14 protein-coding genes are annotated in these 15,341 nt (G+C 70.3%); all 14 read left to right on the top strand.

The features are described from left to right. Positions 1-99: 99 nt before the first annotated feature. The 14 genes from KKR01S_RS01840 to KKR01S_RS01905 all read left to right on the top strand — a co-directional run bounded on the left by KKR01S_RS01840 (position 100) and on the right by KKR01S_RS01905 (position 15,181). Complete coding sequence (locus KKR01S_RS01840; RefSeq protein ID WP_058730489.1) at positions 100-1,335, top strand: NAD(P)/FAD-dependent oxidoreductase; 1,236 nt, start codon at positions 100-102, stop codon at positions 1,333-1,335. Between the two features lie 168 nt (positions 1,336-1,503). Continuing rightward, positions 1,504-1,809 carry a 30S ribosomal protein S6 gene (rpsF, locus tag KKR01S_RS01845; protein ID WP_058730490.1) on the top strand — a complete coding sequence of 102 codons (306 nt, stop codon included), beginning with the start codon at positions 1,504-1,506 and terminating at the stop codon, positions 1,807-1,809. A gap of 91 nt (positions 1,810-1,900) precedes the next feature. Further along, complete coding sequence (locus tag KKR01S_RS01850) at positions 1,901-2,530, top strand: single-stranded DNA-binding protein (protein WP_058730498.1); 630 nt, start codon at positions 1,901-1,903, stop codon at positions 2,528-2,530. Between the two features lie 84 nt (positions 2,531-2,614). Then, positions 2,615-2,851 (top strand): 30S ribosomal protein S18, encoded by a 237-nt coding sequence (rpsR, locus tag KKR01S_RS01855; RefSeq protein ID WP_058730491.1) that lies wholly within the window; start codon positions 2,615-2,617, stop codon positions 2,849-2,851. Positions 2,852-2,872: 21 nt separating this feature from the next. Further along, the gene (rplI, locus tag KKR01S_RS01860) at positions 2,873-3,322 is read left to right on the top strand and encodes a 50S ribosomal protein L9 (RefSeq protein ID WP_058730492.1); all 450 of its coding nucleotides are present in this window, start codon (positions 2,873-2,875) and stop codon (positions 3,320-3,322) included. Positions 3,323-3,442: 120 nt separating this feature from the next. After that, positions 3,443-3,796 carry a hypothetical protein gene (locus tag KKR01S_RS01865; protein WP_058730493.1) on the top strand — a complete coding sequence of 118 codons (354 nt, stop codon included), beginning with the start codon at positions 3,443-3,445 and terminating at the stop codon, positions 3,794-3,796. Between the two features lie 313 nt (positions 3,797-4,109). After that, entirely contained in the window at positions 4,110-6,749 is a 2,640-nt protein-coding gene (locus KKR01S_RS01870) for a replicative DNA helicase (RefSeq protein WP_061225147.1), read from the top strand. Positions 6,750-7,038: 289 nt separating this feature from the next. Then, positions 7,039-8,601, top strand: coding sequence for an LTA synthase family protein (locus tag KKR01S_RS01875; RefSeq protein ID WP_061225148.1), 1,563 nt, complete (start codon positions 7,039-7,041; stop codon positions 8,599-8,601). A gap of 2 nt (positions 8,602-8,603) precedes the next feature. Beyond that, the gene (locus KKR01S_RS01880) at positions 8,604-9,344 is read left to right on the top strand and encodes a GTP pyrophosphokinase (RefSeq protein WP_061225149.1); all 741 of its coding nucleotides are present in this window, start codon (positions 8,604-8,606) and stop codon (positions 9,342-9,344) included. A gap of 180 nt (positions 9,345-9,524) precedes the next feature. Further along, positions 9,525-11,039 carry an amino acid permease gene (locus tag KKR01S_RS01885; protein WP_061225150.1) on the top strand — a complete coding sequence of 505 codons (1,515 nt, stop codon included), beginning with the start codon at positions 9,525-9,527 and terminating at the stop codon, positions 11,037-11,039. 161 nt (positions 11,040-11,200) lie between these two features. After that, positions 11,201-12,187, top strand: coding sequence for a helix-turn-helix transcriptional regulator (locus KKR01S_RS01890; RefSeq protein ID WP_081101460.1), 987 nt, complete (start codon positions 11,201-11,203; stop codon positions 12,185-12,187). Next, positions 12,184-12,600, top strand: a complete 417-nt coding sequence (locus tag KKR01S_RS01895; RefSeq protein ID WP_224799973.1) for a (R)-mandelonitrile lyase — start codon at positions 12,184-12,186, stop codon at positions 12,598-12,600. Before KKR01S_RS01890 ends, KKR01S_RS01895 begins: the two co-directional genes overlap by 4 nt. A gap of 67 nt (positions 12,601-12,667) precedes the next feature. Continuing rightward, positions 12,668-13,690, top strand: a complete 1,023-nt coding sequence (locus tag KKR01S_RS01900; protein ID WP_058730364.1) for a zinc-dependent alcohol dehydrogenase family protein — start codon at positions 12,668-12,670, stop codon at positions 13,688-13,690. A 153-nt stretch (positions 13,691-13,843) separates the two neighbouring features. Next, on the top strand, positions 13,844-15,181 hold the full coding sequence (locus KKR01S_RS01905; protein ID WP_081101461.1) for a M20 family metallopeptidase: 1,338 nt from the start codon (positions 13,844-13,846) through the stop codon (positions 15,179-15,181). The last annotated feature ends 160 nt before the right edge of the window (positions 15,182-15,341 follow it).

A 15,341-nucleotide genomic window follows, 5' to 3' on the forward strand; every position in this document is an offset into this window, starting at 1 on the left:
GGCCGCTGCCGCGCAGTAGCGTGGAATGAGGAACGACGCTCGGTCCGCGCCACCCCGCCCACCGGGGTGCCGCCCGCGGACCGGAAGGGAGCAGCACCCATGGACGCATCACACACCCAGCAGGAGACCCGCGCAGCGCGGGAATCGGGCACGGAGCGGTTCGACTACCTCATCACCGGCGCCGGCATGGCCGCGGACACCGCCGCCCGCGGCATCCGGGAGATCGACGCGACCGGCAGCATCGGCATCCTCGGGGCCGAAGACGACGAGCCCTACGCCCGCCCGCCCCTGTCCAAGCTGCTCTGGCTCAACCCGGACGCGAAGCTCGACGACTTCTTCACCGGCACCGCCGAAGCCACCGGGGCGCAGGTGCGCACCGGCACCACCGTGACCGGCATCGACCGGGAGAACCGCCGGGTGAGCACCGCGGACGGCCAGCAGATCGGCTACGGCAAGCTCCTGCTCGCCACCGGCGCGGAGCCGAACCGCTTCGACGCCCCACAGCACCCGCACATCCTCACCTACCGCACCGCCGAGGACTACCGGCGCCTGCGCGAGCTCACCCGCACCCACCGCGAGTTCGTGCTCCTCGGCGGCGGGTACATCGGCGCGGAGCTCGCCGCCGTCCTCAGCCAGGAGGACGTCTCCGTGCACCTGATCATCCCGGAGACCACCCTCGGGGACGCCAAATTCCCCGCGGACCTCGCCGTGCAGTACCAGGCACTGCTCACCGACGCCGGGGTGCAGGTCAGCGGCGGGCACCGGGCCGAGCGCGCCGACGTCGACGGCGATCGCATCCGGGTGCGCCTGGACGACGGCACCGACGTCGAGGGCGACGTGCTCATCCTCGGCCTCGGCGCCACCCCCCGCACCGAGCTCGCCGAAGCCGCCGGACTGGAGCTGGCCGACGGCGGGGTGCGCGTGGACGAGCAGCTGCGCACCTCCGACCCCCACATCTGGGCCGCCGGGGACATCGCCTCCTACCCGGACGTGATCCTCGGGCGCACCCGCGTGGAGCACAAGGACAACGCCCTGCAGATGGGCACCACCGCCGGACGCTCCATGGCCTCCGGCGGGGAGCGGTACGCCCACACCCCGTACTTCTACTCCCTCGTCAACGGCACCCGCTGGGAGGCCGTCGGCACCCTGGACTCCACCCTGGAGACCCTCGAGGACGACCTCGGCGACGGCCGCCGCGTCGTCTACTACCTCGACGCCGACCGCCGCCCCGTCGGCGTCCTGCTGTGGAAGGTGGAAGACGCCGTCGACGCCGCCCGGGAGGTCCTCGCCGCCCCGCCGGCCGACCCCGAGCAGCTGCGCGGACGCATCGGCTGACCCCGCGTGACCCGGCCCCTGGGTGCCGCGGCGCGGATGGGGTAGACTCGGGCAGGTTGTGCCGAGACCGGGACCGTTCCCGGACCCCTCGCGCACCGCACCCGCGCAAGCGAACCTCCTGCTGCGGAGAGACCGCAGCCGCCGAGACCGAAGGAGGTGGGTTCCCACATGCGTGAATACGAACTCATGGCACTGATCAGCCCCGAGGTTGACGACCGCGCCGTCGAGCCGACCCTGCAGAAGTTCCTCGACGTCGTCCGCAAGGGCAACGGCACCATCGAGAACATCGACATCTGGGGCCGCCGCCGCCTGGCCTACGAGATCCAGAAGAAGAGCGAGGCCATCTACGCCGTCGTGAACTTCACCTCGGAGCCGGACGTCGCCAAGGAGCTGGACCGCGTCCTGAACCTCAACGAGAACATCATGCGGACCAAGATCATCCGCCCGGAAGAGCAGAAGATCTCCTCCAAGTAGCTTCCACAGGGGGCCCCGGGACATTGGATCTGTCAGTCCCCCGTGGTCCACTGGTAGGAGCACCACTCGCTACGACTGCAAGGAGGTCATGATGGCCGGAGAGACCATCATCACCGTCGTCGGCAACCTCACCGCCGACCCCGAACTGCGCTTCACCCCCTCCGGGGCGGCGGTCGCAAACTTCACGATCGCCTCCACCCCCCGCACCTTCGACCGCCAGACCAACGAATGGAAGGACCAGGAAGCCCTCTTCCTGCGCTGCTCCATCTGGCGCGAAGCCGCGGAGAACGTCGCCGAGTCCCTCACCAAGGGCCAGCGCGTCATCGCCCAGGGGCGGCTGAAGGCACGGTCGTACGAGACCAAGGAGGGCGAGCGCCGCACCTCGATGGAGCTGGACGTCGACGAGATCGGCCCCAGCCTGCGCTTCGCCACCGCATCCGTGAACCGCAACCAGCGCTCCGGCGGAGGGAACTTCGGCGGAAACCAGGGCGGTCAGGGCTTCGGCGGCGGACAGCAGAACTTCAACCAGGGCGGCGGCCAGCAGCAGGGCTTCGGCGGGGGTAACCCCAGCCAGGGGCCCGGCAACGGCTACGGCGGCAGCGGCTACAACCAGGGAGGCAACCGCGGAGGCCAGCAGGCCCCGGCGGCGGACCCCTGGGGGCAGAGCTCCGGCGGCAGCTACGACTGGGGTGCCGGCCAGGACGACGAACCGCCGTTCTAGACCGCACCCGCCCTCCCCTGACACCCACCCATCCCGCGGGGCACGAACCCGCGGGCTCCAACTGAGAGAACAAGGAGCACCACGATGGCCAAGGCTGAACTCCGCAAGCCGAAACCCAAGCAGAACCCGCTCAAGGCTGCTGACATCACCGAGATCGACTACAAGGACGTCGCGCTGCTGCGCAAGTTCATCTCCGATCGCGGCAAGATCCGCGCCCGTCGCGTCACCGGTGTGACCGTGCAGGAGCAGCGCAAGATCGCGCAGGCCGTGAAGAACGCCCGCGAGGTCGCCCTGCTGCCCTACTCCGGCGCCGGCCGCTGATCGAGAAGGAGACCAGAACACATGGCTAAGATCATTCTTTCCCAGGAAGTCACCGGCCTCGGCGCCGCTGGCGACGTCGTCGAGGTCAAGGACGGCTACGCCCGCAACTACCTGTTCCCCCGCGGTCTGGCGACCGTGTGGACCAAGGGCGGGGAGCGCCAGGTCGAGTCGATCCGCGCCGCCCGCGCGGCCCGTGCCCAGCACAACCTCGAGGACGCCCAGGCCCAGGCCGAGCGTCTGACCGGTGAGACCGTCTCCGTGCCGGTCAAGGCCGGGGCCGAGGGCCGCCTGTTCGGCACCGTCAAGCCCGCCCAGATCGCCGAGGCGATCGAGGCCGCCGGCCTCGGTGCCGTGGACAAGCGGACCATCACCATCGAGAAGAGCATCAAGCGCACCGGCCGCCACGTGGTCGCCGTCCGCCTGCACGAGGACGTCGTCGCCTCCGTGGAGCTGGACGTCGTCGCCGCGTAGCACCCGCGCCTGACGCCTGCCGATCCAGGGCCCGCCCCCGCACCCACCGTGGTGCGGACGGCGGGCCCTGGCGCATCCACCCCGCGGATGCTCCCAGCCGCCGATGCGAAGATGGAGCCCATGACCCCCAGCCACACCACCGCCGACGACGCCCGCCCCGGCCGTCCTGGATCCCGCCGTCGCTGGCTGCCCAGCACCCGCCTGTTCGCGATGGGTCTGGGGTTCTGGCTGGCCGCGATGCTGCTGATCATCCTCGGGTTCTTCGGCGGGAACTGGGGGAGCAACCAGGTGATCCTCGCGATCTTCCTGATCTGCCTCGTCGTCTCCTCGATCGCGGCGGCCTTCGCCTCCTTCTTCGCGGTCTTCGGCTTCTTCAAGTACCGACGCCGCCGCGTTCTGAACCTGCTGCTGCTCGTGGTCTCCGTGCTCACCAACCCGGTGCTGGTGTTCATGGTCGCCGCCGCCAACAGCTGACCCTGGCTCCGGCCCCCGCCCCCGCCGGAATCGCGTTAGGGACGGGTTCGTCTCTTCGGGACGGGATATTCCGGTCCCGAAACGACGAACCCGTCCCGAAATCTGGCTTCGGGGCCGGGTCCGAGGGGGCGGGAGCGGGTAGGGTTATCCACAGGATGCGCGCGGCGTCGTCCGCCCCCATCCCCACCGCTGTCCACAGTTTCTGTGGAAGAACGCGGCGAACCTGTGGATGAACCGCCCCGAACGGTGCACATCCGGTGCACATCGGCCCACCGCGGGCCTAACCTGTGGATAACTACGACGAGGAGAGCACGTGTCTGAGGTTGTCTCCGAACGCGACGGCGGGGGCCGCACCCCGCCCCAGGACAACGTCGCCGAGCAGTCCGTGCTCGGCGGGATGATGCTGTCCAAGGACGCGATCGCCGACGTCGTCGAGGTCCTGCGCGGCGTCGACTTCTACAAGCCCGCCCACGAATCCATCTACGAAGCGATCATCGACCTCTACGGCAAGGGCGAACCCGCCGACGCCATCACCGTCGCCGACGAGCTCACCAAGCGTGGGGAGCTCGGGCGCGTGGGCGGTGCCGCGTACCTGCACTCCCTGATCTCCTCCGTGCCCACCGCCGCCAACGCCGGGTTCTACGCCGAGATCGTGCGGGAACGGGCCGTGCTGCGGCGGCTGGTCGGGGCCGGAACCAAGATCGTGCAGCTCGGGTACTCCCAGGACGGCGAGGTGGACGACCTCGTCAACCAGGCGCAGACCGAGATCTACCAGGTGGCCGAACGGCGCACCGCCGAGGACTACGTGATCCTCAAGGAGGTCATCGGGGAGACCGTCGAGGAGATCGAAGCCAACGGCGACAAGGCCGACGGCATGCAGGGCGTGCCCACCGGCTTCTACGAGCTGGACGACCTCACCCACGGGCTGCTCGGCGGGCAGATGATCGTCGTCGCCGCCCGCCCCGCCGTCGGCAAATCCACCCTCGCCCTGGACATCGCCCGCTCCGCCGCCATCCACCACGACATGGCCACCGTGATCTTCTCCTTGGAGATGTCCCGCAACGAGATCGCGATGCGCCTGCTCTCCGCGGAGGCCTCCCTGAACCTCTCCGACCTGCGCCGCGGCTCCCTCGAGGACGCCCAGTGGTCCAAGATCGCCGAGGTCATGGGGCGGATGGACAAGTCCCCGCTGTTCATCGACGACTCCCCGAACATGTCCATGATGGAGATCCGCGCCAAGTGCCGCCGGCTCAAGCAGAAGAACAACCTGCGCCTGGTGGTCCTGGACTACCTGCAGCTGATGAGCTCCGGCAAGAAGGTGGAGTCTCGCCAGCAGGAGGTCTCCGAGTTCTCCCGCTCCCTGAAGCTGCTGGCCAAGGAGCTGGACGTGCCCGTCATCGCCCTGTCCCAGCTCAACCGCGGCTCCGAGCAGCGCACGGACAAGAAGCCCATGGTCTCCGACCTTCGCGAATCGGGCTGCCTCACGGCCGACACCCGGATCCTGCGCTCGGACACCGGGGCCGAGACGAGCATGGGCGAGTTGTACGCCTCCGGCGCCCGGGACGTGCCCGTCTGGTCCCTGGACGAGAACATGCGCTACGTGGAACGGCACCTGACTCACGTGTTCCCCACCGGCAGGAAGCCCGTGTTCCGGCTCAGCCTCGCCTCCGGCAAGACCATCACCGCCACCGCGAACCACCCCTTCTTCACCTACCGCGGCTGGAAGCCCCTCGGTGAGCTGGCCGTCGGGGATCGCCTCGGCGTGCCCCGGCACACCGACGGCCCCACCCAGCGCACCCGGTGGAGTGACGACGAGGTGATCCTGCTGGCGCACCTGCTGGGGGACGGGTCCTTCGTCAAGCGCCAGCCCATCAGGTACGCCTCCGTCGACGAGGAGAACCTCGAGGCGGTCCGTGCGGCGGCGGAGCACTTCGGCGTCACCGCCGTCCTAGACGACCGTCCGGCCGCGCGCGTGACCTCGCTGCGTCTGCCGGCTCCGCATCATCTGACCCACGGCCGCCGCAACCCCATCGCGGCATGGCTGGACGGCCTGGGTCTGTTCGGCCTGCGGTCCTGGGAGAAGTTCATCCCGGCGCCGGTGTTCTCCCTTCCGAAGCGCCAGATCGCCCTGTTCATCAAGCATCTGTGGGCTACGGACGGCTCCGTCACGCTGACGAGGAGCCGACGCTCCGGTAGGATCTACTACGCCTCCACCTCCCGCCGGATGCTGGATGAGCTCAGCCTCCTGCTGCTGAGGTTCGGCATCTCCACGCGCCTGCACCTGACGGCCCTGAAGGGCGAGTACCGGCAGGGATACACCCTGGATGTCTCCGGGCGGGACGACCAGCTGCGCTTCCTCCGGGAGATCGGCGTGCACGGTGAGAGGGCGGGCAACTGCGCGGCGCTGCTGCGCGCACTGGAGGTCTCCACCTCCAACACCAACGTGGACACGGTGCCGGTGGACGTGTGGCAGGACGTGAAGAGGGTGCTGGAGGACCGGGGCATGACCCACCGTCAGTTCCAGTCCGCCATGGGCTCCGCCTACTGCGGCAGCACGTACTACAAGCACGCCCCGTCCCGGCAGAGGATCGGCGCCGTCGCCGCGCTGCTGGAATCCGCGGAGCTGGAGATGCTGGCCGTCAACGACCTCCTCTGGGACCGGATCACGGCGATCCAGCCGATGGGGGAGCAGGAGGTCTTCGACGCGACCGTCCTGGGAACCCACAACTTCGTGGCCAACGGCATCACGGTGCACAATTCGATCGAGCAGGACGCGGACATGGTGATGCTGCTGCACCGCGAGGACATCTACGACAAGGAGTCCCCGCGCGCCGGGGAGGCCGACGTCATCGTCGCCAAGCACCGCAACGGCCCCACCAAGACGATCACGGTCGCCTTCCAGGGCCACTACTCCCGCTTCGCCAACATGGCCGCCGACGCCGGCGGCTTCTGACCCGCGGGGGCGGGGAACCGGCCGGGTTGGGAGCGGTTTCGGTGTTTGGGAGTGTCCTCGAGGCTCCCAAACCACGAAACCGCTCCCAAACGCGGGTGGAGGCGGGCGGAGGGGCACGGGAGCGCGCAGGGGCGCGGGTCACCGGGTCCATCTCACGGCGACATGCTGTTGAACAGCAGGTGACCCCTCATTAGACTTCGATGGGTTCGGCGCGTCCCCGCCATGAATCCGCATGGCCCATCCCGAGGTGTCCCCCGGTGGAGCGCGCACGCGAGGAGGAGAGCACACGATGGCAGGACGCATCGGCACGGCCACCCGCGCCGTCGGGCGGGTGCTCGGCCGGATCCTCGCCTACCTGCTGCTGTGGCTGGGCCTCACCTGCCTCATCGCCGCCCTCGGCATCCGCCACTACTGGGGCCCCATCACCTTCGACCAGCTGCGCACCAACCTCTTCTCCGTGCAGACCGACGGCGGCGGCGGGGCCATCGTCTGGAAGGGCATCCTCGGCGTCGGCGTGCTGCCCGTGGTGGTGACCCTCGCCGTCGCCGGGATCATCGCCTGGCGCCGCCGGGTGGTGCGCCGGCGCATGGCCGACGGCGCCCCCCGCCCGCCGCGCAGCTGGCGCTGGCCCCGCAACATCCTCGCCACGCTCTCGGTTCTGGCCCTGGGCATCGGCGGAACGAGCGCCTTCGCCAGCACCGTCGGCATCCGCGACTACCTGCGCGCCGCCAACTCCCCGTACACCCTGGACGACTACTACGCGGCCCCGACCGTCACCTCCGACGCCGGCAAGCGCAACCTCGTGGTCATCTACCTGGAATCCGGGGAGCAGACCCTGGCCGATGACCAGCTGTTCGAGAAGGACGCCTTCCAGGGCCTGGAGGAGGCCACCTCCGAAGCTGAGGGCTGGCAGTCCATCCCGGACTACCGGCAGTACGACGGCGGGGGGTGGACCATGGCCGGGATCGTCTCCACCCAGTGCGGTGTGCCGCTGAAGGGCGGCTCCGGCTCCAGCTCCATCGCCGACTCCGCGGAGAAGGACGAGAACGCGGCGTACCTGGGCGGGCTGACCTGCATGGGCGACGTCCTCAAGGAGCACGGGTACAAGAACGTGTTCCTCGGCGGGGCCAACGGCGACTTCGCCGCCAAGAGCAAGTTCCTCGGCGGGCACGGCTACGACGAGCAGAAGGACCTCCACGACTGGCGCGCCGCCGGGGAGCCCGAGGAGAACTTCCGCAGCGACTGGGGCCTGAGCGACCAGCGGCTGATGGCCCACGCCAAGGACGAGATCGACCAGCTGCACGCCGAAGCCCAGCACACCGGGCAGCCCTTCAACCTCTCCATGCTGACCCTGGACACCCACGAGCCGGTGCACGTGTTCGACTACTGCTCCGTGGACACCCAGAGCGAGGTCACCTCCGTGTACGCCTGCTCGATGAACCAGGTCGCCGACTACGTGCAGTACATGAAGCAGAAGGGGTACCTGGAGGACACGGCCGTCGTCATCATGGGCGACCACCTCAAGCACATGAGCGCCGGGGACGCCTTCCACGAGGAGCTGGACGACCACCCGAACCGCACCATCTTCAACCGCATCTGGGTGCCGGAAGCCGACCGGAAGAAGGGCGCCCTGCGCTCCGGGGCGGACCAGCTGAACATGTACCCGACCATGCTCGAGGCCGCGGGCCTGGAGCTGAAGGACCACGAGGCAGGGCTGGGCGTCTCCGCGTTCACCGAGAAGATCCCGGAGGGCTCCGCCCAGTCGCTGAGCCCCGAGGACTACCGGCTGCTGCTGGAGGCCCGTTCCCAGGAGTTCTACGACCGCGCCTGGCAGGGCGCCGGACGGAACTGACCATGGGGGACGTGCTGGGGTCCGAGGCCCTGGATCCGGCGGAGCTGAGCCGGCACCGCAGGACGGTGGAGCGGTTCCTCCTGGAGTACGAGTGCGCCATCGACGAGGTGGAGACCAAGGTGCGCGTGCTGCGTCGGGAGCTGTCCGCCATCCACTCCTACAACCCGATCGAGAGCTTCTCCTCCCGCCTGAAGTCCCTGGACAGCCTGGCCCGCAAGGCCCAGAAGCGCGGGCTGGGCTCCCTGGCGCAGATCCGAGAGTCCCTCACGGACATCGCCGGGGTGCGGGTGATCTGCTCCTTCACCGCGGATGTGTACCGGGTGCGGGATATGCTCTGCCGCCAGGACGACGTGCGCCTGGTGGTGGAGAAGGACTACATCGCCCGCCCCAAGCCCAACGGGTACCGCAGCCTGCACCTGATCCTGGAGATCCCCGTGTTCCTGTCCACCGGGCCGGTGACCGTGCCGGTGGAGGTGCAGCTGCGCACCATCGCCATGGACTTCTGGGCCCGCCTGGAGCACAAGATCTTCTACAAGTACGACGGCGACGTCCCCTCCGGGCTGGTCGCCGACCTCACCCGCACCGCCGACTCCGCCGCGTCCATGGACGGGGAGATGGAGCGGCTGCACCGGGAGATGCAGTCCTTCCGCACCCCCGACGACGAGGTCGAGGTCACCGAGGCCGAGGTCACCGAGGCCGTGCTGCGCACCCTCACCCGCCTGGCCCGCGGCCTGGGGGACTGAGGGAGCGCTCCGCCCGTTCCGCACACTGACTTGTTCCGCACCGTGAGACGACCGCGGCGGGGAAAACCGCCGGAAACCTTTCCGGGGGTAGCCTGGATCACCGTGGGCCACCACCCCATATGCTGAGGGAAGCATTCGACCGGTCGGCGTGCGGCGTCGGCCCCCACGGAAGGCCCAGCCATGACCGAATCCCCCGCGAGCACCCCCGACGCCGCGGCGTCCTCCGGGCGCGTCCCGGCCGACGTCGCCAGCGGTGAGAACGAAGGCGGGCTGGCCCGCGGGCTGCACAACCGCCACCTGCAGCTGATCGCGATCGGCGGGGCCATCGGCACCGGCCTGTTCTTCGGCTCCGGGCAGACCATCCACCTGGTGGGTCCCGCGATCCTCCTGGTCTACGGGCTGATCGGCTTCATCCTGTTCCTGGTGATGCGCCAGCTCGGGGAGCTGCTGCTGTCCAACCTGCACTACAAGACCTTCGGGGACATCGCCAAGGACCAGATCGGGCCGTGGGCCGGGTTCATGGTGGCCTGGAACTACTGGCTGTCCTGGGTCATCGGGTGCGTGGCGGACCTCGTGGCGATCACCGCGTACGTCCAGTACTTCTGGCCCGAGGTGCCCGTGTGGCTGCCGGCCGTGGCGACGGCGCTGGGCCTGATCCTCCTGAACCTGCAGCCGGTGCGCGCCTTCGGGGAGACGGAGTTCTGGTTCGCGATCATCAAGATCGTCACGATCCTCGCGCTGATCGTCGTCGGCATCATCCTGGTGGCCACCGGCTTCCGCAACCCGGCCGGGCAGGAGGCGCAGGTCGCGCACCTGTGGAACCACGGCGGCTTCTTCCCCACCGGCTTCCACGGCTTCCTGATGGGCTTCCAGCTGGCGATCTTCTCCTTCATCGGGGTGGAGCTGGTGGGCACCACCGCCGCGGAGACGGAGAACCCGCACCGGAACCTGCCGCGCGCGGTCAACTCCATCGTGCTGCGCATCGCGATCTTCTACATCGGCTCCCTCGCGGTGATCATGATGGTCACCCCGTGGGATTCCATCGACCCCGCCCAGAGCCCGTTCATCACGATGTTCGGCAACGTCGGCTTCGCGGGGGCGGCCTTCGTGGTGAACCTCGTGGTGCTGACCTCCGCGGCCTCCAGCGCCAACTCCGGGGTGTACTCCGCGACCCGCATGGCCTACGGCCTGGCCAAGGACGGGCACGCCCCGCGCTGGCTGCGCTTCGCCTCCTCCCGCGGGGTGCCGCGCAACGCGGTCTTCTTCTCCACCGTGTTCCTGTTCGCCTCCGTGCCGGTGCTGCTGGCCGGGGACGCCCTCACCCAGGCGTTCACGATGGTCAGCTCCCTGTGCTCGGCGTACATCCTGTTCACGTGGGGCACCATCGTCGTCAGCTACATCCTATACCACCGGCGCCACCCCACCCACCACGAGGCCTCCCGCTTCCGGGTGCCCTTCCCCAAGGTCACCCCGTGGATCTCGCTGGCGTTCTTCGCGTTCATCGCCTGCTGCCTGGCGCTGTCCCCGGACACCCGCGTGGCGCTGTACGTCAGCCCCGTCTGGTTCGGGTTCCTGGCGGTCATGTGGCAGGTGGTCAAGCGCCGCCTCATCTCCCAGGACCGGCCGCTGACCGCCGAGATCCCGACGGTCACCGCGGAGCAGATCCGCAAGCAGTTCTCCGAGCACCTCGACTGACGCGCCCCTTCCCTTCTCTGCGCAAAACGGGAGATGCTTCTTATAACTGGGCGCTACACGTCCCGATATGGGAAGCATCTCCAGTTTTGCGGAAGAGGAGGAGGTGGGGTGCCCTGTCAGGGTCTCCCTCCGGGCGCCCGGTGCGGCTTAGCCTCGAAGACATGGACCAATCCGCCGAGATCCGCGAATTCCTCTCCTCGCGGCGCGCCAAGATCACCCCGGAGCGGGTGGGCCTGCCCGCCGGGCCCGGTCCCCGCCGGGTGCCGGGGCTGCGTCGCTCCGAGGTGGCGCAGCTGGCCGGGATCAGCGTCGAGTACTACACCCGCCTGGAGCGCGGCGCCCTGGCCAGCGCCTCCCCGGCGGTGCTGGACGGGCTGGCCGCGGCCCTTCAGCTCGACGACGCCGAGCGCGCCCACCTGCTGGACCTCGCCCGCCCCGCCGAGCGCACCCGCTCCCCGCACTCCCGGGATCCCGGCCGGGGCGGCGTCGGGCCCGCGCCCGTGCGCCCGGCCCTGCAGCAGATGGTGGATGCGATCACCGGCGCCGTCGCGTTCGTGCGCGACGAGGCCCAGAACATGCTCGCCGTCAACGCCCTGGGTCGGGCCTTCTACGCCCCGGCCATCGGCTCCGTCGGCGCCCTGCCCAACCTGGCCCGCTTCCAGTTCCTGGACCCCGCCAGCCGGACGCTCTACCCGGAGTGGGAGACCATGGCCCGCATGTGCGTGGGCATCCTCCGGGCTGACGCCGGCCGGAACCCGCATCACCGCGGCATCCAGGAGCTGGTGGGGGAGCTGTCCACCCGCAGCGACCTGTTCCGCACCCTGTGGGCCGCCCACGACGTGCGGGTGCACGGCAACGGCCTCAAGCGCTTCGACCACCCCGAGGTCGGGCGGCTGGAGCTGGCCTACGAGGAGCTGGCCGTGACCGCGGACCCGGGGCAGGTGCTCTACGTCTACTCCGCCCCGGCCGGCTCGGAGGCGGATCAGAAGCTGCGGCTGCTGGCCTCGCTCGCCGCGACCGACGCGGCGGCCGACGCCGCGCAGCAGGCCGCCGAGCGGCGGGGTGCGGCGAAGCATCAGGGCACCGGGCAGGTCGCCGGGAATCAGACCAACGGGAACCAGACCATCGAGAACCAGAGGAAGGCATGACCATGGCACACCGCGTCATCGAGCACGGGGCGACGACCAAGAACCCGCCGGAGAACTTCACGGGGGACGTGTGGGTGGACCCCATCGCCGTCCCCCAGGAGGAGGGCCAGCGGATGGTCGTCGCGAAGGTGCGCTTCGCCCCCGGCGCGCGCACCGCCTGGCACTCCCACGCCCACGGGCAGACCCTGCACGTCACCGATGGCGTCGCCCTGTTCGGCACCCGCGACGGCGAGGTGCTGCGCGCCCTGCCCGGGCAGACCGTGTACTGCCCCGCCGGGGAGGAGCACTGGCACGGGGCGGACCCGGAGCACTTCATGGAGCACCTGGCGATGCTGGAGAACGCCGAGGACCCGTCGACCACCACCACCTGGCTGGAGCACGTCAGCGACGAGGACTACGTCCGCCGCCCCTGACCCCAGACGGGGCACCACAGAAGTGCGGCTTACGGCCGCGATCATCCACAGCTGAAGGAGAGCCATCATGCGAGGAGTCGTCCTGCACGGCGCCGGAGACGTCCGGGTGCAGCAGCGCCCGGACCCGAGGATCGAGGACCCCAAGGACGCCGTCATCCGGATCGAAGCCGCCTGTGTGTGCGGTTCGGACCTGTGGCCCTACCGCGGGGACGACCCCGGTGAGGACCTGCCCATGGGCCACGAGTACGTGGGCGTCGTGGAGCAGGTCGGCGATGAGGTGAGCACCCTGACCCCGGGGGACTGGGTGGTCGGCTCCTTCGTCATCTCGGACAACACCTGCGAGATCTGCCGGGCCGGGTACCAGTCCCGGTGCGTGCACGCCGTGTTCGTGCACGGGGAGATCGGCACCCAGGCGGAGAGGGCCCGCATCCCGTGGGCCGACGGCACCCTCGTGCGTCTGCCAGGGGAGCCCGACGAGGACCTCATCCCGTCCCTGCTGGCGGCCTCCGACGTGCTGGGCACCGGGTGGTTCGCCGCCGACGCCGCCCAGGCCGGGCCGGGGAAGACGGTGGCCGTGGTCGGCGACGGCGCCGTCGGCCTGATGGGCGTGCTCGCGGCCCGTCAGCTCGGGGCCGAGCGGATCATCGCCATGTCCCGGCACGAAGACCGGCAGGCCCTGGCCCGCCGGTTCGGGGCCACGGACGTCGTCGCCGAACGCGGGGACGACGGCGTGGCGCGGATCAAGGAGCTGACCGACGGGCTCGGCGCGCACAGCGTGATCGAGGCCGTGGGCAACCAGGGCTCGATGATGCAGGCCATCCGCAGCACCCGCCCCGGTGGGCACGTGGGGTACGTGGGGGTCTCCCACGACGTCCAGCTGCCGGGGGATGAGCTGTTCTTCGGCCTGATCCACCTGCACGGCGGGCCCGCCCCCGTGCGTCGGTTCCTGCCGGACCTGATCCGGCGGATCTGGGACCGGGAGATCGACCCGGGGAAGGTCTTCGACCGCGTCCTGCCGCTGGAGGAGGCCGCCGAGGCGTATCGGCTGATGGATCAGCGGGAGGCCGTGAAGGTCATGCTCCGCCCCTAGCCTTCTCCCCCTCTCCCTCTCCCACCCTCTCCCCTCCGCAAAACGGGACATGCTTCCCATATCTGGGCGCTACACGTCCCGATGTGGGAAGCATGTCCCGTTTTGCGCCGGGAGGGGAGAGGAGGGCGCACAGCGGACTGATAGCGTTTTCCCATGGGAGACGCATCACATCCGTACCTGGAGATCCTCGAGCGACGCACCGCACGGCGTCGGGAGACCGCCCAGCACCACCTCGCCCCGCACGACGGCGCCCCCGCGGCCGTCGTCGACGCCCTGGAGCGCGCCGTCGATGCCCAGGAGGGCGAGCTGACCGCCATCCTGCACGACCTGCACGAGCACCCGGAGACCGCCTTCCGGGAGCACCACGCCGCCGACGTCGTCGTGGGCCACCTGGCATCCCACGGGATCGCGGCGCAGCGTCCCGCCCACGGGCTGGACACCGCCGTGCGCGCCGAGGTGCGCTCGCAGGACTTCGACCCGACGCGGGACCGCACCGTCGGCATCCTCGCGGAGTACGACGCGCTGCCGGAGATCGGGCACGGGTGCGGGCACAACGTCATCGCCGTGGCCGGGCTGGGGGCGTTCACCGCGCTCGCGGACCTGCTGCGCGCCGAGCCCCGCGCCTTCCGCGGGCGGGTGGTCTTCCTCGGCACCCCCGCGGAGGAGGGGCAGGCGGGCAAGGAGCTCATGGCCCGGGACGGCGCCTTCGACGATCTCGACGCCGCCGTGATGGTCCACTCCTACTTCACGGACACCGCGGACCAGGCGTGGCTGGGGCGCCGGGACTGCCGGGTGCGCTTCACCGGGCGGGCCGCCCACGCCTCCTCCCACCCGTTCCTGGGCCGCAACGCGCTGGATGCGGCGAGCCTGGCCTACCAGGGGATCGGGCTGCTGCGTCAGCAGACCCCGCCCACCGACCGCATCCACGCGGTGATCACCGAGGGCGGCAGCCAGCCGAACATCATCACGGAGTCCGCGCAGATGCTGCTGTATGTGCGCTCCCAGGACCCGGAGACCCTGGCGGAGCTGTCCGCGCGGGTGGAGCAGGTGCTGCGCGGGGCCGCGATGATGGCCGGCGTCGAGGCGCAGGTGCGGTGGGATGAGGCGCCGGCGACCCTGCCGGTGCGCTCCAACGGGCCGCTCACGGATCGGTGGGTGCTGGCCCAGCGGCGTCGGGGGCGGGACCCGTACCCGGGCGGGACGGTCTCCGAGGTGCTGGCGGCCTCCACGGACTTCGGCAACGTCAGCCACCGGGTGCCGGGCATCCACCCGCTGATCCGGGTCTCGGCCGACGGGGTGGGGCTGCACACCCGGGAGTTCGCCGCCGCCGCGGGCACCCCCGACGCCGAGCGGGCCGGGATGGACGGGGCCTTCGGCCTGGCCTGCGCCGCCCTGGACTTCCTGCACGACGACGCCCTGGCCGCCGCGGTGCGCGAGGACTTCGAGCGGGCCGGCGGCTTCGCGACGGCGCAGGACTACTTCCGGTCGTGAGCGCCCCCGCCCGTCGCCCATCACCTCGTCTCGGGACGGGTTCGTCGCTTCGGGACCGGAATATCCCGTCCCGAAGCGACGAACCCGTCCCGAATCTCCTGTCGGGCGGGGCTGCCCACCGCTGCGTTGCGGGAGATGACCGCCGGCGTCGTCGTGTCCC

The organism is Rothia kristinae NBRC 15354 (genome assembly GCF_001570865.1).
Lineage (GTDB): Bacteria > Actinomycetota > Actinomycetes > Actinomycetales > Micrococcaceae > Rothia > Rothia kristinae.